This window comes from Streptomyces sp. SID5910 (assembly GCF_009862125.1).
Taxonomy (GTDB): domain Bacteria; phylum Actinomycetota; class Actinomycetes; order Streptomycetales; family Streptomycetaceae; genus Streptomyces.
In genome coordinates this window covers 1-20,826 of record NZ_WWHX01000963.1, presented here as the reverse complement: position 1 = coordinate 20,826, position 20,826 = coordinate 1, and the positions used below count along the sequence as shown (strand labels likewise).

The window sequence follows — 20,826 nt, the reverse complement described above, 5'->3', positions numbered from 1 at the left end:
GACCGAACCGGGTCTCGGCGAGCGCCGCGCGGGCCGCCGCCGACGCCTCCCACCAGGCGTCCGCCAGCTCGGCGAGCCCGGTGCGCGGAGCGGAGACGCCCGCCGCGACCCCTGCCTGCGCTCCGGGCCCCGCCGTCCCGCGCGCCCGTTCCAGCAGCCGGCCCGCCGCCGACGTCGCCGGAGTCAGCACGTCCGACGAGCGCAGCCGGACCAGCAGCGCCAGCGACCGGGCCGCCCCGCTCCACGGCACCGTGCACAGAGCCGTCGCCCCCGGCACCGTACGCACCGAGGGCGCGTCGTCGGGGTCGGCGGACGGCCAGGGGGCCACGCACACCACCGTGTGCAGGGTGTCCGCGCGGGGCCCGAGGGCGGTGCGCAGCTCGGTCACGGCCATGTCCCGCTGCCAGTCGCGCTCGGCGGTCAGGACGGCCCGCAGCTCCCGGCTCAGGTCGGCGCCGTGCTGCGCCTCGTCCGCGAGCAGCGCGCCGATCCGGGCCGTCACCTCCATGGCCGCCGCGAGCTGCCGTTCCGTCGGGCCCGGGTCGGTGTCCAGCAGCCAGACGTAGCCGAGGACGACACCCCGGTGCCGGACCGGCAGACAGGTCCGGCCCCGGTACACCCCCGCCTCCGGGGTCGGCGGGATGCGCACCGGGCCGGTCGCGCGGGTGATGCCGAAGCCCTCGAACCAGGCCCGGACGGCCGCCGTCGAACGGCGGGTGAGGATCGAGCGGGTGCGCACCGGATCCAGGGCGGAGGGATCGAGGTCCCCCTCGCTGTCGTAGGCGCCGAAGGCGATCAGCTCGAAGTCGCGGTTCTCCAGGGTCGCCGGCGCGCCCAGCAGCTCGGAGACCTCGTCGACCAGCTCCTGGTAGTCGGCCCGGGGGCTCCCGGGGCCTGCCGCACCTCTGGAATCCGACGTCACCCGGGCAATTCTGCCCCATTCGCGCCGGGCCTTCATACATCTGTCTGAGAACCGTGGCACGGATGCGTGACAGCTGTCGATGGCCGACGATCGGGGAGGTCCTTAGATTTCACGGTGGTTCTCCGTGCCGTTCCCGAAACGTCGGGTATCGGTCTTGTGTTGCTTGGTAAGTGGAGGTGCCCCGTGCTGGGTCCCGTGATTCTCGCCGCGTCGCGCAGCGACAAGATGCGACGTCTGGTCTCGGCCGCGCCGGTGACCAAGCCGGTCGTCGACCGGTTCATCCCCGGTGAGACGGTCGACGAGATCGTGCCGATCATCCAGGACCTCACCGGCAAGGGCCTGGAGCTGACGATGGACGTCGTCGGCGAGGACATCACCACCCCCGCGCAGGCCGAGGCCGCCCGCGACGCCTACCTGGAGCTGATCGACCAGCTGAAGCCGCTGGACCTCGGCACCCGCGCCGAGATGTCGGTGAAGCTGTCGATGTTCGGCCAGGCGCTGGACGGCGGCCACGAGCTGGCCCTCAAGAACGTCCGCCCGGTCGTCGAGGCCGCCGCCGAGATCGGCACCACGGTCACCCTGGACGCCGAGGACCACACCACCCTCGACTCGATGTTCGCCATCCACGAGGAGCTGCGGAAGGACTTCCCGCAGACGGGCTGCGTCATCCAGGCCTACCTCTTCCGCACCGAGGCCGACGCGCGCCGTCTCGCCGACAGCGGCTCTCGCGTACGGTTGGTGAAGGGCGCCTACAAGGAGCCCGCAGAGGTCGCCTACCAGCAGAGGCACGAGATCGACAAGGCGTACGTCCGGATCCTGCGCACGCTGATGGAGGGCGAGGGCTACCCGATGATCGGGTCGCACGACCCCCGCCTGATCTCCATCGCCCAGGAACTGGCCCGCACCGCCGGCCGCAAGCTCGACGAGTACGAGTTCCAGATGCTGTACGGCATCCGGGGCGACGAGCACCTGCGACTGGCCGCCGAGGGCCACCGCATGCGCGTCTACACCGCCTACGGCACCGACTGGTACGGCTACTTCATGCGCCGTCTGGCGGAGAAGCCGGCCAACCTCCGGTTCTTCGTCCGCTCGGTGGTCACCAAGGGCTGAGCCCGCACCCGCTCGCACAACCCGCTGAAGTCAAGGAGTTACGGAACCCATGGACGCTGTGACCCAGGTCCCCGCCCCCGTCAACGAGCCGGTGCACGGCTACGCCCCCGGCTCCCCCGAGCGTGTCCGGCTGGAGGCCAAGCTCCGCGAGCTGGCCGACAACCCGATCGACCTGCCCTGCACCATCGGCGGTGTCAAGCGGATGGGCGGCGGTGAGCGCTTCGACGTCGTGCAGCCGCACAACCACAAGGCCCGCCTGGGCACCTACGCGAACGCCACCCGCCAGGACGCCCAGGACGCGGTCGACGCCGCCCTGGCCGCCGCCCCGGCGTGGCGCGCGATGTCCTTCGACGACCGCGCGGCGATCATCCTGCGCGCCGCCGAGCTGCTGTCCGGCCCGTGGCGCGAGACCATCGCCGCCTCCACCATGCTCGGCCAGTCCAAGACGGCCCAGCAGGCCGAGATCGACAGCCCCTGTGAGCTCGTCGACTTCTGGCGCTTCAACGTGCACTACGCCCGCAACATCCTGGCCGAGCAGCCCCCGGCCAACTCGCCGGGCGTGTGGAACCGCATGGACCACCGCCCGCTGGAGGGCTTCGTCTACGCGATCACGCCCTTCAACTTCAGCGCGATCGCGGCCAACCTGCCCACCGCCCCGGCCCTGATGGGCAACGTGGTGGTCTGGAAGCCGTCCCCCACCCAGACCCACGCCGCGGTGCTGCTCATGCAGCTGCTGGAGGAGGCCGGGCTGCCCAAGGGCGTCATCAACCTGGTCACCGGCGACGGCCTGGAGGTCTCCGAGGTCGCCCTGAACCACCGCGACCTGGCCGGCATCCACTTCACCGGCTCGACCAAGACCTTCCAGCACCTGTGGAAGACGGTCGGCAACAACATCGAGAAGTACCGCACCTACCCGCGCCTGGTCGGCGAGACCGGCGGCAAGGACTTCCTCGTCGCCCACCCGTCGGCGGACCGCGCCGTGCTGAAGACCGCGCTGACCCGCGGTGCCTTCGAGTACCAGGGCCAGAAGTGCAGCGCCACCTCCCGCGCGTACGTCCCGGCGTCCATCTGGAACGACGGGTTCAAGGAGGAGTTCGCCGCCGAGGTCGACTACCTCACCATGGGTGACGTCACCGACCTGTCGAACTTCGTCGGCGCCGTCATCGACGAGCGGTCCTTCGCCAAGAACAAGGCCGCCATCGACCGGGCCAAGGAGGACGACGCCTGCACGATCGTCGCGGGCGGCTCCTACGACGACTCGGTCGGCTACTTCGTCCGCCCGACCGTCATCGAGTGCTCCGACCCGGAGAACGAGGTCTTCCGCACCGAGTACTTCGGCCCGATCCTCGCCGTGCACGTCTACGAGGACGACAAGTACGACGAGATGCTGACCCAGATGGAGTCGGTCTCGGACTACGCCCTCACCGGCTCGGTCGTCTCCAACGACCGCGCGGCGGCGGCGTACACGATGGAGAAGCTGCGCTACGCGGCCGGCAACTTCTACATCAACGACAAGTCGACCGGCGCCGTCGTCGGCCAGCAGCCCTTCGGCGGCGGCCGTGCCTCCGGCACCAACGACAAGGCCGGCGCCCCGCAGAACCTGATGCGCTGGACCCTGACCCGCGCCATCAAGGAGACGCTGGTCGCGCCGACCGACTACACGTACCCGCACATGGGCTGACACCCGCACGCGAACGCCCGACGGGCCAGGTCTTCGGACCTGGCCCGTCGGGCGTTTTCGCAGGTCGTGGCCGGGTGGTGGCGGGTGCCGTCTCAGATAGTAGGAAGTCCGAGTAATTGTGCAGACAGGAGCGCGCCGCTCCCTTAGTTTTGTAGGAGCCGAACGTCCCGCTTCATCGAGCGGATGGCGGTCGTGAGCCGGGCCCCGTGCAGGCAACCCCTGCGGCACCGTGCTTCCCGCCCCTTCCGGCGTCTCCCGTACCACTCGCTTTCCGCGCCCCCGTGTGCCGAAGGAGTCGATCCCCATGGCAGAGACGACCGTCCGCCGCCGAGTCCGCCACGCCTCCCGTACGAGCGACTCGGACCGCAAGAACGCCGCCGCCGCTCTCCAGCGCGCCCTCGACCGCCGGGACAACGGCGGATCCACCGGCCACTGAGCACGGGCGAGACCCCGGGACGGCATCCGCGGTGTCCGTATGACGGACACCGCATGTCATCCCGTGGGACGAGGAGTAGGGTGCCGACATGTCTCGCAGCCTCAATCTCGCAGTGATCCCGGGTGACGGCATCGGCCAGGAGGTCGTGGCCGAAGGTCTGAAGGTCCTCTCCGCCGTCCTTCCGCAGGATGTGAAGCTGGAGACCAAGGAGTTCGACTTCGGCGCCCGGCGGTACCACGCCACCGGTGAGACCCTCACCGACGCCGACCTCGACGCCCTCAAGGCCCACGACGCCATCCTGCTCGGCGCCATCGGCGACCCGTCGGTGCCGTCCGGCGTGCTGGAGCGCGGCTTCCTGCTCAAGCTCCGCTTCGCCTTCGACCACCACGTGAACCTGCGCCCGTCGAAGCTCCTCCCCGGCGTCGCCACCCCGCTCGCCGGCCAGCCGGAGATCGACTTCGTCGTCGTCCGCGAGGGCACCGAGGGCCCGTACACGGGCAACGGCGGCACCATCCGCAAGGGCACCGAGCACGAGGTCGCCACCGAGGTCTCCGTCAACACGGCCTACGGTGTCGAGCGCGTCGTCCGCGACGCCTTCGCCCGCGCCCAGGCCCGCCCGCGCAAGAAGCTGGCGCTGATCCACAAGAACAACGTGCTGACCTTCGCCGGCCACCTGTGGACGAACGTCTTCAACAGGGTGGCCGCGGAGTTCCCCGAGGTCACCACCGAGTACATGCACGTGGACGCGGCGACGATCTACCTCGTCACGCAGCCCGAGCGCTTCGACGTGATCGTCACCGACAACCTGTTCGGCGACATCATCACCGACCTCGCCGCGGCCGTCTCCGGCGGCATCGGCGTCGCCGCGAGCGGGAACATCAACCCGTCCGGCGAGTTCCCCTCGATGTTCGAGCCGGTGCACGGTTCCGCGCCCGACATCGCCGGCCAGGGCAAGGCCGACCCGACCGCCACGGTCCTGTCCGTCGCCCTGCTGCTGCGCCACCTCGGCCACGACGCCGAGGCGACCCGGATCGAGGAGGCCGTCGCCACCGACCTCGGCGAGCGCGTCGGCAAGCCGGCCCGCAGCACCTCCGAGATCGGCGACGCGCTCGCCGCACGAGTAGCCGGCTGACCGGGCCGCGCACTCGAAACACAACCTTTCGAAGCCGCCGGGTCCGAAAAACAAGGCACCCGGCGGCTTTCTCCTGCGTCCGCCAGGTGCGACCATCGAATCCTGGACCGCATTCACCCTGTTTCACCCGTCGCCTTCCGCGCGCGATAATCGAACGCGAAGCCGCGACATGAGGGAATGCTCGGACGTCCTAGCACCGGCCACCGGCCGTACGGGCGTGAACGCGGCCCGTCACGACAACCGGTGAAGGACATCAACCCATGACGACGCCCACGATCGAGCTCAAGCCTTCCGCCAACCCGCTCTCCGACGCCGAGCGGGCGGCGATCCTGGCCAACCCGGGGTTCGGCCGCCACTTCACCGATCACATGGTGACGATCAAGTGGACGGAGGGCCGCGGCTGGCACGACGGCCAGCTCGTGCCGTACGCCCCGCTCTCCCTCGACCCGGCCACCATGGTCCTGCACTACGCGCAGGAGATCTTCGAGGGACTCAAGGCCTACCGCCGGCCCGACGGGTCCGTCGCCACCTTCCGCCCGGAGAAGAACGGCGCCCGCTTCCAGGCCTCCTCGCGCCGGCTCGGCATGCCCGAGCTGCCGGTGGAGACCTTCATCGAGGCGTGCGACGCGCTGGTCGCGCAGGACGAGAAGTGGGTCCCGGCGCACGGCGGCGAGGAGTCCCTCTACCTGCGCCCCTTCATGATCGCGACCGAGGTCGGCCTGGGCGTGAAGCCGGCCAACGAGTACCTCTTCATCGTCATCGCCTCCCCGGCCGGCGCCTACTTCCCGGGCGGCGTCAAGCCGGTCTCCATCTGGGTCTCCGAGGACCGCGTCCGCGCCGTCCCCGGCGGCATGGGCGACGCCAAGACCGGCGGCAACTACGCGGCGTCGCTGCTCGCGCAGGCGGAGGCCGCGGCGAAGGGGTGCGACCAGGTCTGCTACCTCGACGCGATCGAGCGCACGTGGGTCGAGGAGCTGGGCGGGATGAACCTGTACTTCGTGTACGGCGACAAGATCATCACGCCGTCGCTCACGGGGTCCATCCTGGAGGGCGTCACCCGGGACTCCCTGCTCACCGTCGCCCGTGACCTCGGCTACGAGGCCGAGGAGGGGCGGGTCTCGGTGGAGCAGTGGCAGCGGGACTCGGAGAACGGGAGCCTCACGGAGGTCTTCGCCTGCGGTACGGCGGCGGTGATCACGCCGGTCGGGACGGTGAAGCGGGAGGGTGCGCAGTGGCAGCAGAGTGGGGGCGAGCCGGGTGAGGTGACGACGCGGCTGCGGGGCGCGCTGCTGGACATCCAGCGGGGGACGGTCGAGGACAAGCACGGCTGGATGCACCGGCTGGCGTAAGGCACCCGGCGCGGGCCCTGCCGGGAGCTGCGCGGCGGCCCCCGCCGTGAGGCACCCGGCGCCGGGGCGGACCCTCCCGGGGGCTCCGCCCCCGGACCCCCGGCCTATGCCCACCCACCACCCGACTCGGTGGGCCAGGAAGCGGGCGCACGGTGTCCGGCGCCCCCGGCGCTATCCGTGCGGGGTGGGCTGTGCGCGTCCACCGCTCGACTCGGCCGGTGCCGTCACGGCCTCCGGCGCCGCAGGTGTGTCCGCTCGCCGTGTCGACAGGGCGTACACCGCCCCGCCCACCAGGCCCGACAGCAGGAAGCTGCAGTCCACGCCGCCGGTGAGGGTCAGCAGGGGGCCCTCGTACGTCGGCAGGGAGACCGCCAGGACGCCGACGAGGGCGCCCGCCGCCCAGGCGACCGTGGCCGGGAGGTTCCAGCCCGCCCGGTACCAGTAGATCCCGCCCCGCGCCCGCCGGTTGAAGACCTGGAGGGCGTCCGCGTCGTACCGGCCGCCGGAGCGGACGAAGCCGATGAGGGTGATGACCGCCCAGGGCGTGCCGATCGCCGTGAGCAGCAGGACGAACGACGTCATCGCCGACTGCGCGTCCCACGCGTAGTGCCCGGCGAAGACGCAGACCGTGGCGACGACGGCGACCGTGACGGTGGCCCGGGCACGCGAGGCGCGCGGCAGGATCGCGTCCAGGTCCAGGCCCATCGAGTACAGCATCAGCCCCGCGTTGCCGACCGACCCCGCGGACGCGGCGAGCAGCAGCGGCACCAGGTACCAGCCGGGGGACGCGTCGACCAGCGGGCCGGCGTAGTCCAGCGCGGCGCGCGCCGCGTACGCCGTGAAGGTGCCGAAGAGCTGCGGCACCAGCAGGCCGAGCAGCAGCCCCAGCCAGGTCGCGTGCAGCACCCGGCGGGAGGAGAAGCGGGCCGGGGAGATGTAGCGGGTGTAGTCGCCGAGCAGCGTGATGAAGGCGATCGGCCCGGACAGCCCGGCCGCCACGGCGGCGAGCAGCCAGGTCGGCCAGAACCCGCCCAGCAGATAGCCGCCCGCGTCCGGCAGCGCGGCGGTCGTGAAGTCGGGGGCGTAGGCGAACACGCCGAGGACCAGCAGCGCCGTCATGCCGAAGGCCAGCACGCGCGACATGGCGAGCAGCACCCGGTAGCCGTAGACCGCGCCCGCCACGGTGGCCGCCGCGAGCAGCCCGTAGACGACGGCGTACGAGGCGCCGCCGTCGGGGAGCCCGAAGAGCCGGCCGAGCACGCCCACCATCACGTCCCCGCCGATCCACACGGTCAGCGCGGTGTAGCCGAGGGCCAGCAGCAGGCCGACCACCGAGCCGACCAGCCGGCCGCGCACCCCGAACTGGGCGCCGGACGACGTCGACAGGTTGGTCGCGGTGCGCAGCGAGACCAGCGCGAGCGGGGCCGTGAACAGCGTGCCGACGACCGTGCCCGCCAGCACCGAGCTGACCGAGCCCCACCAGTCGAGGCCGAAGGACGGCGGCAGCCAGCCGAAGACGATCACGCCGAGGCAGAGGTTGGACCCCAGCAGGATCGAGACCAGGTCCCGGGGCCCGCTGGTGCGTTCGGCCTCGGGGATGGTGTCGACACCGCGCTGTTCTATCGGCATGGCTGGTCTCCTTCGACGGCCGCCTGATGGTTAGAGCGACGTTCAATGTGACGTCCGCCAAGGCTCTCCGTCAACGTTTCCGTTCCATGAATTCGACGTTTAGAGTGATGCTCTAATGCGTGGAAGGCAAGGAGGTGCCGCGTCGTGAGACTGACTCCCACGGAACGTGACCGGCTGCTGCTCTTCGGAGCCGCCGAACTGGCCCGGGCCCGCCGGGCCCGAGGGCTCCGCCTGAACGTCCCGGAGGCGACGGCCCTCATCGCGGACACCGTGTGCGAGGCCGCCCGGGACGGTGCGCGCCTCGCCGAGGCGATCGAGCGCGCCCGGTCCGTGCTCGGCCCCGACGACGTGCTGCCCGGCGTCGCCGACGTGGTCACCGAGGTGCATGTGGAGGCCGTGTTCGACGACGGCTCGCGGCTCGCGGTCGTCTCCGACCCGCTCGGCGGCGGCCTGGGGGAGGACGCCCCGGGCGCCCTGCTGCCCGGACCGCAGCACGCCGAGCCCGAGGCGGTGGACCGGCTGACCGTCACCAACACGGCCACCGTGCCCGTCTCCGTCACCTCCCACTTCCACTTCTTCGAGGCCAACCCGCGCCTGGACTTCGACCGTGCGCGGGCCTACGGCCTGCGCCTGGCCGTGCCCGCCGGGTCGTCCGTCCGCTTCGGGCCGGGGGAGAGCGCCGAGGTCGGGCTCGTGCCCATCGGCGGGCGCCGCGTCGCGATCGGGTTCGCCGGTCTGGTCGACGGCCCGCTGGACGCGCCGGGCGCGAAGGAGGAGGCCCTGCGCCGGGCCGCCGCCTGCGGCTACCTCGGCGTCACGCACACACCCGATCAGGAGGTCGAGCGATGAGCCGCCCTGGAGGACACCCCGCCGAGGCCCGCCGCCTCACCCCGTACGAGTACGCCGCGACCCACGGCCCCCGCGCCGGTGACCGGGTCCGGCTCGGCGACTCGGGCCTGACGATCCGCGTCGAGTCCGACGCCCAGCGCTACGGCGACGAGTTCCTCGCCGGCTTCGGCAAGACCGCCCGCGACGGACTGCACCTCAAGGCCGCCGCCGTCCGCGAGACCTGCGACGTCGTCATCAGCAACGTCGTCGTGATCGACGCGGCGCAGGGCATCCGGAAGGTCTCCATCGGCATCCGCGAGGGCCGGATCTGCTCGATCGGCCGGGCCGGCAACCCCGACACCCTCGACGGCGTCGACGTCGTCGTCGGCACGGGCACGTCCATCGTGTCCGGCGAAGGGCTCATCGCCACCGCCGGAGCCGTCGACACCCATGTGCACCTGCTCTCCCCGCGCATCATGGAGGCGTCGCTCGCGTCCGGCGTGACGACGATCATCGGCCAGGAGTTCGGCCCGGTCTGGGGCGTCGGCGTCAACTCGCCCTGGGCGCTGAAGCACGCGTTCGGCGCGTTCGACGCCTGGCCCGTCAACATCGGCTTCCTGGGCCGGGGTTCCTCCTCCCACGAGGCGCCGCTGATCGAGGCGCTGGCCGAGGGCGGGGCGTCCGGATTCAAGGTGCACGAGGACATGGGCGCCCACACCCGCGCCCTGGACACCGCGCTGCGCGTCGCCGAGGAGCACGACGTCCAGGTCGCCCTGCACAGCGACGGCCTGAACGAATGCCTCTCCGTGGAGGACACCCTCCGCGTCCTGGAGGGCCGCACCATCCACGCCTTCCACATCGAGGGCTGCGGCGGCGGACACGTCCCCAACGTGCTGAAGATGGCCGGCGTCCCCAACGTCATCGGCTCCTCCACCAACCCCACCCTGCCCTTCGGGCGGGACGCGGTCGCCGAGCACTACGGCATGATCGTCTCCGTCCACGACCTCAAGACCGACCTGCCCGGCGACGCCGCCATGGCCCGCGACCGCATCCGCGCCGGGACGATGGGCGCCGAGGACGTGCTGCACGACCTGGGCGCGATCGGCATCACCTCCTCCGACGCGCAGGGCATGGGCCGGGCCGGCGAGACCGTCCGGCGCACCTTCGCGATGGCCGGCAAGATGAAGGCCGAGTTCGGCGCCCCCGACGACGACAACGACAACGAGCGCGTCCTGCGCTACATCGCCAAGCTGACCATCAACCCCGCGATCGCCCACGGGCTGTCCCACGAGGTCGGCTCGATCGAGGCCGGCAAGCTCGCCGACATCGTCCTGTGGCGCCCGGAGTTCTTCGGCGCCAAGCCGCAGCTCGTCCTCAAGTCGGGCTTCCCGGCCTACGGCGTGACCGGCGACCCGAACGCGGCCACCGACACCTGCGAACCCCTCGTGCTCGGCCCGCAGTTCGGCGCGTACGGTGCCACACCGGCCGAGATCTCCGTGGCCTTCGTCGCGCAGGCCGCCGTCGACCAGGGGCACGACACGATGCCGACCCGCCGCCGCCGGGTCGCCGTACGCGGCACCCGGGGCATCGGACCGGCCGACCTGCGCCTGAACTCCCGTACCGGACAGGTCGACGTCGACCAGCGCACCGGGCTGGTCACCCTCGACGGCGACCCGCTGCGCTCCGAACCGGCCGACTCCGTCTCGCTCAACCGCCTCTACTTCCTCTGACCTCCTGGGACATCTCCATGACCTTCCGCATGCCCCCCGAGTGGGCCCCGCACGAGCGCACCTGGATGGCCTGGCCCGGCCCCAACCCGACGTTCACGAACGACGAGGAGCTGGCCGAGGCCCGCGCCGCCTGGGCGTCCGTCGCCCGCGCGGTGCGCCGCTTCGAGCCGGTGACGATGGTGCACGGACCCGGCCAGGCCGACACCGCGCGCGAACTGCTCGGCCCCGACGTCGAGCTGGTGGAACGCGAGCTGGACGACGCCTGGATGCGCGACATCGGCCCGACCTTCGTGACGGACGGGCAGGGGGGTCTGGCCGCCGTGGACTGGGTGTTCAACGGCTGGGGCGCCCAGGACTGGGCCCGCTGGGAGCACGACTCCAAGATCGGCCGCCATGTCGCCGACCTCGCCGGTGTCCCCGTCCTCGCCAGCACGCTCGTCAACGAGGGCGGCGCGATCCACGTCGACGGCGAGGGCACGGTCCTGCTGACCGACACCGTGCAGCTCGGCTCCGGCCGCAACCCCGGCTGGAGCCGCGAGGAGGTCGAGGCGGAGATCCACGCCAGGCTCGGCACCACCAAGGCGATCTGGCTCCCGCACGGCCTGGCCGGCGACTACGGCATGTACGGCACCCAGGGCCACGTCGACATCGTCGCGGCCTTCGCCCGGCCGGGCACCGTCGTCGTGCACAGCCAGCGCGACCCCCGCCACCCCGACCACGCCCGCTCCCAGCTCTACCTGGACATCCTCCGTGCCCAGACCGACGCCAAGGGGCGCCGCCTGGAGGTCGTCGAGATCCCCGCCCCGACCGTCCTGAAGGACGAGGAGGGCGACTGGGTCGACTACTCGTACATCAACCACTACCTGTGCAACGACGGTGTCGTCCTGTGCGCCTTCGACGACCCGAACGACGAACTCGCGGCGGGCATCTTCCGCCGTCTGTTCCCCGAGCGCACGGTGACCCTGGTGGACGCCCGTACGATCTTCGCGAGCGGTGGAGGCATCCACTGCATCACGCAGCAGCAGCCGAGGACCTAGGAGCGGACATGGCCGGTGGTGGGCGCAGGCAGGCCCCGCCGCGCGAGAACGTGCTCGCCGCCGCCATGGAGATGATCGCCGAGCGCGGCCTGGAGAAGCTCACCATGGCGGCGCTCGGCCGCGAGGTCGGCATGAGCAGCGGGCATCTCCTGTACTACTTCCACTCCAAGGACGAGCTGCTGCTGCGCACCCTGGAGTGGAGCGAGGGCCGCCTCGGCGCGGAGCGGGCCCGCCTGCTCACCCGGGCGGGCACCGCCCGCGAACGCCTCGACGCCTACGTCGACCTCTACGTGCCCGACGGCCACCGCGACCCGCACTGGACGCTGTGGCTGGAGGTGTGGAACCGATCGCAGAATGCCGACGACGACGCCCGTGACCGTCAGGTGGCCATCGAGGGCGCCTGGCACCGCGACCTCGTCGCCCTGCTCGCCGAGGGCGTCTCGCGCGGTGAGTTCCGCCCCGTCGACCCCGACCGTTTCGCGGCCCGTCTGCGCGCCCTCCTCGACGGCTTCGCCATCCACGTGGCGATCGGGCTGCGCGGCACGGACCGGGCGCAGGTCCTCGGTCACGTACGGGAGTTCCTCGCGGACGGCCTGTACGCGGCGCCCTGACGCGACCCTGCCGCGGACGGCCCCCGCTCGCATCCTGAGACGGACGGTGAGAGGGGGACGGACTGTGCCAGACTTCCCCCGTGCTCTCGTTCGCCATGATTATTGGCAGCAGGCGCGCCGGTCCGCAGTGACCACCACGTACGACCAGGTACGGGTGGCCACCGTCGTCCTCGACCCGCGCGCAGACCTCTCGCACCCGCGAGGGGTTTTTCGTTTTCCTGGCCCACCTCCAGCCGGGAAGAGAGCGCGAGGGATCATAGATGGACGGTGGAGCCGGTCATTCCGGTTGACCGAGATCCCCTACAGGAGCCTTCAGATCATGACCGCAACCAGCGAACTCGACGATTCGTTCCACGTCTTCGACACCACCCTGCGCGACGGCGCGCAGCGCGAGGGCATCAACCTCACGGTCGCGGACAAGCTGGCCATCGCACGGCACCTGGACGACTTCGGTGTGGGCTTCATCGAGGGCGGCTGGCCCGGCGCGAACCCGCGTGACACCGAGTTCTTCGCCCGCGCCCAGCAGGAGATCGACTTCCGGCACGCCCAGCTGGTCGCCTTCGGCTCCACCCGCCGCGCCGGCACGACCGCCGCCGAGGACCCCCAGGTCAGGGCGTTGCTGGAGTCCGGCGCCCAGGTGATCACGCTGGTCGCCAAGTCCCACGACCGGCACGTCGAACTGGCGCTGCGCACCACGCTCGACGAGAACCTGGCCATGGTCGCGGACACGGTCGCCCACCTGAAGGCCCAGGGCCGCCGGGTCTTCGTCGACTGCGAGCACTTCTTCGACGGCTACCGCGCCAACCCCGCCTACGCCAAGGCCGTCGTCCGCGCCGCCTCCGAGGCGGGCGCCGACGTCGTCGTCCTGTGCGACACCAACGGCGGCATGCTCCCGGCGCAGATCCAGGCCGTGGTCGCCACGGTGCTGGCCGACACCGGCGCCCGGCTCGGCATCCACGCCCAGGACGACACCGGGTGCGCGGTCGCCAACACCCTCGCCGCCGTCGACGCGGGCGCGACCCACGTGCAGTGCACGGCCAACGGCTACGGCGAGCGCGTCGGCAACGCCAACCTGTTCCCGGTCGTCGCCGCCCTGGAGCTGAAGTACGGCAAGCGGGTCCTCCCCGAGGGCCGGCTGCGCGAGATGACCCGCATCTCCCACGCCATCGCCGAGGTCGTCAACCTCACGCCCTCCACCCACCAGCCCTACGTCGGCGTCTCCGCCTTCGCGCACAAGGCCGGCCTGCACGCCTCCGCGATCAAGGTCGACCCGGACCTGTACCAGCACATCGACCCCGAGCTGGTCGGCAACACCATGCGCATGCTGGTCTCCGACATGGCCGGCCGCGCCTCCATCGAGCTCAAGGGCAAGGAGCTCGGCGTCGACCTCGGCGGCGACCGGGAACTGGTCGGCCGGGTCGTGGAGCGGGTCAAGGAGCGCGAGCTCAAGGGCTACACGTACGAGGCCGCGGACGCCAGCTTCGAACTCCTGCTGCGCGCGGAGGCCGAGGGCAGGAAGCCGGCGTACTTCGAGGTCGAGTCCTGGCGCGCGATCGTCGAGGACCGCCCCGACGGCACCCACGCCAACGAGGCCACCGTGAAGCTGTGGGCCAAGGGCGAGCGCATCGTCGCCACCGCCGAGGGCAACGGCCCGGTCAACGCCCTCGACCGGTCCCTGCGCGTCGCCCTGGAGAAGATCTACCCGGAGCTCGCCAAGCTCGACCTGGTCGACTACAAGGTCCGCATCCTGGAGGGCGTGCACGGCACCCAGTCCACGACCCGCGTCCTCATCTCCACGTCCGACGGGACGGGGGAGTGGTCCACGGTGGGCGTCGCGGACAACGTCATCGCCGCGTCCTGGCAGGCGCTGGAGGACGCGTACACGTACGGCCTGCTGCGCGCGGGGGTCGCTCCGGCCCGGTGAGCACGGGCTTCCCTCTCCTTGCCGATGTCTCTTCACTGATGTCTCTTTGAGAGGGATTCGGGTACTTTCGAACGTATGAAGGACGTCCGCATGCAAGTCCTCATACGCCTGCTGGTCGCGCCGGTCGTCGCCGCCCTGGCGGTGCTGCTGGCCGGTGCGCCCGGCGCCCACGCGGCCACCGACGTGTCCGAGATCGGCGCGGCCCTGCGCGAGAGTCCCGTGTACGTCGACCCGGCCGCCTCCGACCTGCTGTCCAAGGCGGACGCCGATGCGCTCGCCGACAAGATCGAGAGCGCGGACGAACCGGTCTTCGTGGCGGTCCTGCCGGCGGACTACCCGACGCAGAACCTCTTCCAGAACCTCCGCACGGAGACCGGCGTCACCGGTCTGTACGGCATCCGCCTCGGCGACCGCTTCGACGCGCGCGCCGACAGCAGCGTGCTGAGCCGCCAGGGCGTGAACAACCTGGTCACCGCCGTGCAGGGGGCCGGCGACCCCAAGGCCCAGCTGAACGACTTCGTCGACGACGCGCTGCGCAGCGTGCGCGGCTCGGCCCCGGCCTCCTGGGACTCGGGCGGCTCCACCGTCTCGCCGGGCGCGCTGATCGGCGCCGGCGCGGTCGTGGTGGTCGGCGGCGCGGGCGCCTACGCGCTGGTGCGGCGCAACCGGCTCCGCCGCGAGCAGGAGCAGCGGGCGGCGCTGGAGCGGCTGCGGGTGGTGGTCGACGAGGACATCACGGCGTTCGGCGAGGAACTCGACCGCCTGGACTTCCACCCCGCCGAGCCCGGCGCGGACGACGCGATGCGCGCCGACTACGAACGGGCGCTGGACGCCTACGACCAGGCGAAGACGTACATGGCGGACGCCCGCCGGCCGGAGGACGTCCGGTCCGTCACCGAGGCCCTGGAGGACGGCCGGTTCTCCCTCGCGCAGCTCTCCGCCCGCCGCCAGGGCAAACCCCTGCCCGAACGCCGGCCGCCCTGCTTCTTCGACCCGCGCCACGGCCCGTCCGTCGCCGACGCCACCTGGACCCCGCCGGGCGGGGCCACCCGTGAGGTGCCGGTCTGCGCGGCCGACCGGGCCCGCCTGTCCGACGGCCTGGACCCGATGGTCCGCGAGGTGGACACCGATCAGGGCCGCCGCCCGTACTGGGACGCGGGCCCGGCCTACGGCCCCTGGGCGGGCGGCTACTTCGGCGGCGGCATCCTGCCCGGCCTGCTGGTCGGCACGATGCTGGGCAGCATGATGTCCACCTCGGCCTACGCGGCCGACTACGGCGCCGGGTACGGCGACTTCGGCGGGTACGGCGGCGGTGACGTCTCCGGCGGCGACTTCGACCCCGGCGACTTCGGCGGCGGTTTCGGCGGCGGCGACTTCGGCGGTGGCGGTGGGTTCGGCGGCGGAGGGGACTTCGGCGGGGGCTTCTGACGTCCCGGGCCTCCCGTCCCGCGCACCGGCGCGGGGCGGGCCCAAAACGGGGGGCGGCCGGGCACAGGCGTCGCTAGCGTGAGCGCATGACGCACACGCCCGCGCTCCTCGTCATCGACATGCAGAACACGACGGTCGCCATGGCCCACCGCGCCGGGGAGACGGTCGCCGCGATCGCCGGACTGAGCGAGCGGGCCCGCGCGGCCGGCGTCCCGGTGGTGACGATCCGGCAGGGGGACGCGGGGATGGTGCCCGGCACGGAGGGCTGGCACGTCGTGCCCGAGCTGGCGCCCCGCGAGGGGGAGACGGTCGTCGACAAGACGGCGCCGGACAGCTTCCTGGGCACGGACCTCGGCGCCGTGCTGGAGGGGCTGGGCGTCACCGAGGTGATCGTGACGGGCTTCGCCACGGAGGTCTGCGTGGACACCACGGCACGGCAGGCGCTGAGCCGGGGCTACGACCTGGTCGTCGTGGCCGACGGCCACACCACCTCGCTGCGCGGCGAGGCCGACACCGACCTCGTCCCGGCGGACGCCTCGATCGCCCAGTGCAACGCGATCTACCGGACGATCGGCTGGCCCGGCCGCCGTATCCGGGTCCGGGCCGCCGCCGACGTGGACTTCACCGCCCCCGAGGGGGCCGGCGGCCTCACGCCTGCTTGATCGCCGAGATGTCGAAGTTCAGCTTGATCTTGTCGGACACCAGGACGCCGCCCGTCTCCAGGGCCGCGTTCCAGGTCAGGCCCCACTCGGAGCGCAGGATCTCGGCCTTGCCCTCGAAGCCGACGCGCTCGTTGCCGAACGGGTCCTTGGCGGCGCCGTTGAACTCCAGGTCGATGGTGATCGGCTTGGTGGTGCCGAGGATGGTCAGGTCGCCGGTGACGCGGTAGTCGTCACCGCCGAGGGCCTCCGCCTTGGTGGAGCGGAAGGTCATCTTGGGGAACTCGTCCGTCTTGAAGAAGTCCGCGCTCTTCAGGTGGCCGTCGCGGTCGGCGGACCCGGTGTCGATGCTGTCCATCGTGACGTCGAGGGACGCCGTGGACTCGGCCGGGGCGGTGCCGTCCAGGTGCAGCGTGCCGGTGAAGTCGAGGAACTTGCCCTTGACGTTCGTGACCATGGCGTGCCGGGCGACGAAGCCGATCGTGGTGTGGGACGGGTCGATCGCGTAGTCGCCGGTGAGGGCGGCGAGGTCCGGGTTGACGGCGGCGGGAGCGGTGGTGGCGGGGGTGGCGGACTTGTTGCCGAAGAGGCCCATGACGATCTCCTGGGGTTTCGTTGAATGTTCAATCAGTCCAACGGGAACGACCGTAGACCTATTCCGTTCAATGTTCAACATCATCCGCGGAGTTTCCCGGAAGGATCACTCCGTGCCGCGTTCTTCCCCGGCCGGGCACGGTCGTGATAGACGGCATGAGCATGACCTCTCCGTGGCATCGCGCGCACCGGACCCCCGCCCCCACCCGACGCACCGTCCTGCTCGCCGCGGCCCTGGCCGCCGGTCTCACCCCGGCGCTCACCGCCCCCGCCGCAGCCGCCGACGACCCGTACGACACCCTCAGGCGACGCTGGCTCGACATCGCCCTCGGCACCGGCTACGACCGGGCCGCCGAGCCGTACGCCGCACGCCTCGCCGAGACCGGCGAACGCGCCCGCGCCTTCCGCGCCGCCATGGCCCCCACCCCCACGTCGCTCTGGCCCGGCCGGCCTTTCGACCCGCCCGCCGGCATCACCTTCAGCTACGGCCGGCTGTGGACCATGACCCAGGCCTACGTCCAGCAGGGCACCGGATCCACCGGCGACGCGGCCCTCCTCGCCGATCTCCTGCGCGGCCTCGACCATCTCTCCGCCACCGTCTACAACCCGGGCACCACCCGCTACGGCAACTGGTGGGAGTGGCAGATCGGCAGCCCGCGCCTGCTCATGGACATCACGGCCGCCCTGTACGACCGCCTCGGCGCCGAGCGCGTCACCGCCGCCTGCGCCGCCGTCGACCACTTCGTGCCGGACGCGATGCTCGGCGACTACACCGGCACATCCACCGGCGCCAACCGCGTCGACCTGTGCCGCTCCGTCGCCCTGCGCGGCGTCCTGGGCCGTGCCCCCGCCAAGATCGCCCTCGCCCGCGACGCCCTCTCGCCCGTCTTCCCGTACGTCACGAAGGGCGACGGGCTCTACGCCGACGGGTCGTTCGTCCAGCACACCTGGATCGCCTACTCGGGGACGTACGGCCAGGTCATGCTGGACGGGCTGGGCCGCCTGTTCACCCTGCTCGCCGGGTCGGAGTGGGAGGTCACGGACCCGGGCCGGCAGATCGTCCTGGACAGCGTCGAGAACGCCTACGCGCCGCTCATCCACGACGGACTGGTCATGGACACCGTCAACGGCCGTGCCATCAGCCGGGGGTACCTCCTCGGCGACGACCTGCGCGTCATGCGCAGCGACCACTTCCACGGGCAGCAGCTCATCGCGGCCATGGCGGTCCTCGCGGGCGGCGCGAGCGAGGCCGAGCGCGACCGCTGGCACGCCCGGATCAAGGGCTGGATCGCCCGCGACACCGTCACGCCCGTCCTCACCGCGCCCCAGTTCGGAGTGGCCGACCTGGCCAGGCTGCGGGCCATCGCCGACGCGCCCGTCGAGGCGGCGCCCGAGCCGATCGGACACCACCTCTTCGCCGCCATGGACCGCGCCGTGCACCGCCGACCCGCCTTCACCGCGGGCCTCGCCATGGCCAGCGACCGCATCGCCCACTACGAGTGCGGCAACGGCGAGAACCCGCGCGGCTGGCACACGGGCTCGGGGATGCTCACCTGGTGGCCGAACGACAGGGGGTCCGGCCGGTCCGATCAGTACACGGACTGGTTCTGGCCGACCGTCGACTGGTACCGCCTGCCCGGCACCACCGTCTCCACCCGCCGGCTCCCCGACCGGGCCGGCGGCGAGTGGGGCGAGCCCAAGCCCGACGTGCGCTGGGTCGGCGGGACGACCGACGGCGAGTACGCCGCCGTCGGCCAGCACCTCAAGGGGCTCGGCTCCACCCTCGAAGCCCGCAAGTCCTGGTACTTCCTCACCGACGCCGTGATCTGCCTGGGCGCCGGCATCACCTGCGCGGACGGCGTCCCCGTCGAGACGGTCGTCGACAACCGCAACCTGGGCGAGGGCGGCACCCAGGCCCTCACTCGCGGCCGGGACTGGGCCCACCTGGAGGACCACGGCGGCTGGATCGTGCCCGGCGGCGGCCTGCGGACCCTGCGCGAGGACCGTACGGGCGCCTGGTCGGACATCAACACCACCAGCACCACCGAGCGCCGCACCCGCCGCTGGCAGACGCTCTGGCTGGACCACGGCACGGACCCGCACGGCGCCGGGTACGTCTACGTCCTCATGCCGGGGGCCTCCCGCCGGACGGTCTCGGGACGCGCCGCCGACCGCGGGTGGATGACGGTCCTCGCCAACGACGAGCGGTGCCAGGCCGTCACCGTGCCGTCGCTCGGCCTGACGGCGGCGAACTTCTGGGGACCCGGCACCGCCGGCCCGCTCACCGCGACGGCGGGGGCGAGCGTGCTGGTCCGCCGCCGGGGCCGTACCGCTAGGCTCTGCGTGAGCGAGCCGCCGCGCACGGGCGCCCCCCTGGAGATCGTCTGGGACCATCCGGTGCGGGGCGTCGTGAGTGCCGACGAGTCGGTCGAGATCGTCGCCACGGGCCGCCGACTGCGCCTCCGTGTCACTCCAGGGGTGGTATGTACCACCCATGAATGTGAGGTGACTCTCAGCTGACGGCTTTGTGTGACCCCTACAAGGCGCAGGCCCTCTGAGCAGTCGAAAAGGCTGCATGCCGTCTAGGTTCTGTTCAGTGGTACCAGGAAAACGGGTCGGAGACTGTACGGAGTCGACGGCTCGCTTTCCTGGGTCCGCTTCGTAGAGTCGCTACATGACCGTTTTGGATGAGGCGCCGGGTGAGCCGACGGACGCACGCGGGCGAGTAGCCGAACTGCACGAGATCCGTGCCCAGGCGCTGGCCGGGCCGAGCGAGAAGGCGACGGCGGCGCAGCACGCCAAGGGCAAGCTGACCGCGCGCGAGCGCATCGAGCTGCTCGTGGACCCGGGGTCCTTCCGGGAGGTCGAGCAGCTGCGCCGGCACCGGGCGACCGGGTTCGGCCTGGAGGCCAAGAAGCCGTACACCGACGGTGTCATCACCGGCTGGGGCATGGTCGAGGGCCGGACGGTCTTCGTGTACGCGCACGACTTCCGGATCTTCGGCGGCGCGCTGGGCGAGGCCCACGCCACGAAGATCCACAAGATCATGGACATGGCCATCGCGGCCGGTGCCCCGCTGGTCTCCCTCAACGACGGCGCCGGCGCCCGCATCCAGGAGGGCGTCAGCGCCCTCGCCGGGTACGGCGGCATCTTCCAGCGCAACACCAAGGCGTCCGGCGTCATCCCGCAGATCTCGGTGATGCTCGGCCCGTGCGCGGGCGGCGCGGCCTACAGCCCGGCGCTGACGGACTTCGTGTTCATGGTCCGCGACACCTCGCAGATGTTCATCACCGGCCCGGACGTCGTCAAGGCGGTCACCGGCGAGGAGATCACCCAGAACGGCCTCGGCGGCGCCGACGTGCACGCCGAGACCTCCGGCGTGTGCCACTTCGCCTACGACGACGAGGAGACCTGCATCGCCGAGGTGCGCTACCTCCTCTCGCTCCTCCCGCAGAACAACCGCGAGAACCCGCCCCGCCACGAGTCCTCCGACCCGGCCGACCGCCGCTCGGACGTCCTGCTCGACCTGGTCCCCGCCGACGGCAACCGTCCGTACGACATGGCCAAGGTGATCGAGGAGATCGTCGACGACGGCGAGTACCTGGAGGTCCACGAGCGCTGGGCCCGCAACATCATCTGCGCGCTGGCCCGCCTGGACGGACAGGTCGTCGGCATCGTCGCCAACCAGCCGCAGGCCCTGGCCGGCGTCCTGGACATCGAGGCGTCCGAGAAGGCCGCCCGGTTCGTGCAGATGTG

The 20,826-nt window shown here is 71.8% G+C and carries 17 protein-coding genes; 14 read left to right on the top strand and 3 right to left on the bottom strand.

Features of this window, described 5'->3' with window-relative positions; translation table 11 throughout:
* The coding region (locus tag GTW67_RS34500) for a PucR family transcriptional regulator (protein ID WP_237519171.1) at positions 1-958 on the bottom strand (958 nt) is incomplete at its 3' end.
* Between the two features lie 147 nt (positions 959-1,105).
* Between GTW67_RS34500 and GTW67_RS34495 the strand changes: the two genes are divergently transcribed.
* The 5 genes from GTW67_RS34495 (at position 1,106) to GTW67_RS34480 (ending at position 6,630) form a co-directional block, all read left to right on the top strand.
* A complete protein-coding gene (locus GTW67_RS34495) occupies positions 1,106-2,032 on the top strand; it encodes a proline dehydrogenase family protein (protein ID WP_161168653.1) in 927 nt (308 codons plus the stop codon).
* A gap of 49 nt (positions 2,033-2,081) precedes the next feature.
* Positions 2,082-3,713: an L-glutamate gamma-semialdehyde dehydrogenase gene (gene pruA / locus GTW67_RS34490; protein ID WP_161168652.1), complete on the top strand. Its 1,632-nt coding sequence runs from the start codon at positions 2,082-2,084 to the stop codon at positions 3,711-3,713.
* Between the two features lie 304 nt (positions 3,714-4,017).
* The gene (locus GTW67_RS38290; protein ID WP_272920560.1) at positions 4,018-4,149 is read left to right on the top strand and encodes a hypothetical protein; all 132 of its coding nucleotides are present in this window, start codon (positions 4,018-4,020) and stop codon (positions 4,147-4,149) included.
* 88 nt (positions 4,150-4,237) lie between these two features.
* Positions 4,238-5,281, top strand: coding sequence for a 3-isopropylmalate dehydrogenase (locus GTW67_RS34485; RefSeq protein ID WP_161168651.1), 1,044 nt, complete (start codon positions 4,238-4,240; stop codon positions 5,279-5,281).
* Between the two features lie 260 nt (positions 5,282-5,541).
* Entirely contained in the window at positions 5,542-6,630 is a 1,089-nt protein-coding gene (locus GTW67_RS34480; RefSeq protein WP_161168650.1) for a branched-chain amino acid aminotransferase, read from the top strand.
* Positions 6,631-6,801: 171 nt separating this feature from the next.
* Here GTW67_RS34480 and GTW67_RS34475 read toward each other — a convergent pair whose 3' ends face one another.
* Entirely contained in the window at positions 6,802-8,259 is a 1,458-nt protein-coding gene (locus tag GTW67_RS34475; protein WP_161168649.1) for a cytosine permease, read from the bottom strand.
* 144 nt (positions 8,260-8,403) lie between these two features.
* Here GTW67_RS34475 and ureA point away from each other — a divergent pair, with 144 nt between their 5' ends.
* The 7 genes from ureA (at position 8,404) to GTW67_RS34440 (ending at position 16,479) form a co-directional block, all read left to right on the top strand.
* Positions 8,404-9,108 carry an urease subunit gamma gene (ureA, locus tag GTW67_RS34470; protein ID WP_161168648.1) on the top strand — a complete coding sequence of 235 codons (705 nt, stop codon included), beginning with the start codon at positions 8,404-8,406 and terminating at the stop codon, positions 9,106-9,108.
* The gene (locus tag GTW67_RS34465) at positions 9,105-10,817 is read left to right on the top strand and encodes an urease subunit alpha (protein WP_161168647.1); all 1,713 of its coding nucleotides are present in this window, start codon (positions 9,105-9,107) and stop codon (positions 10,815-10,817) included. Before ureA ends, GTW67_RS34465 begins: the two co-directional genes overlap by 4 nt.
* A 17-nt stretch (positions 10,818-10,834) precedes the next feature.
* Complete coding sequence (locus tag GTW67_RS34460; protein ID WP_161168646.1) at positions 10,835-11,854, top strand: agmatine deiminase family protein; 1,020 nt, start codon at positions 10,835-10,837, stop codon at positions 11,852-11,854.
* Between the two features lie 8 nt (positions 11,855-11,862).
* Positions 11,863-12,465: a TetR/AcrR family transcriptional regulator gene (locus GTW67_RS34455; RefSeq protein WP_161168645.1), complete on the top strand. Its 603-nt coding sequence runs from the start codon at positions 11,863-11,865 to the stop codon at positions 12,463-12,465.
* A 319-nt stretch (positions 12,466-12,784) separates the two neighbouring features.
* Complete coding sequence (gene cimA, locus GTW67_RS34450; RefSeq protein WP_161168644.1) at positions 12,785-14,389, top strand: citramalate synthase; 1,605 nt, start codon at positions 12,785-12,787, stop codon at positions 14,387-14,389.
* Positions 14,390-14,464: 75 nt separating this feature from the next.
* A complete protein-coding gene (locus GTW67_RS34445; RefSeq protein WP_161168643.1) occupies positions 14,465-15,817 on the top strand; it encodes a hypothetical protein in 1,353 nt (450 codons plus the stop codon).
* Between the two features lie 86 nt (positions 15,818-15,903).
* Positions 15,904-16,479, top strand: a complete 576-nt coding sequence (locus tag GTW67_RS34440) for a cysteine hydrolase family protein (protein ID WP_161168642.1) — start codon at positions 15,904-15,906, stop codon at positions 16,477-16,479.
* Here the strand turns inward: GTW67_RS34440 and GTW67_RS34435 are convergent.
* Positions 16,466-17,071, bottom strand: coding sequence for a YceI family protein (locus GTW67_RS34435; RefSeq protein WP_161168641.1), 606 nt, complete (start codon positions 17,069-17,071; stop codon positions 16,466-16,468). The two genes, GTW67_RS34440 and GTW67_RS34435, sit on opposite strands and share 14 nt — an antisense overlap.
* 161 nt (positions 17,072-17,232) lie before the next feature.
* Here GTW67_RS34435 and GTW67_RS34430 point away from each other — a divergent pair, with 161 nt between their 5' ends.
* A complete protein-coding gene (locus GTW67_RS34430) occupies positions 17,233-19,590 on the top strand; it encodes a polysaccharide lyase 8 family protein (RefSeq protein WP_161168655.1) in 2,358 nt (785 codons plus the stop codon).
* A 154-nt stretch (positions 19,591-19,744) separates the two neighbouring features.
* Positions 19,745-20,826 (top strand): acyl-CoA carboxylase subunit beta (locus tag GTW67_RS34425; protein WP_272920559.1); only part of this gene is annotated, 1,082 nt, incomplete at its 3' end.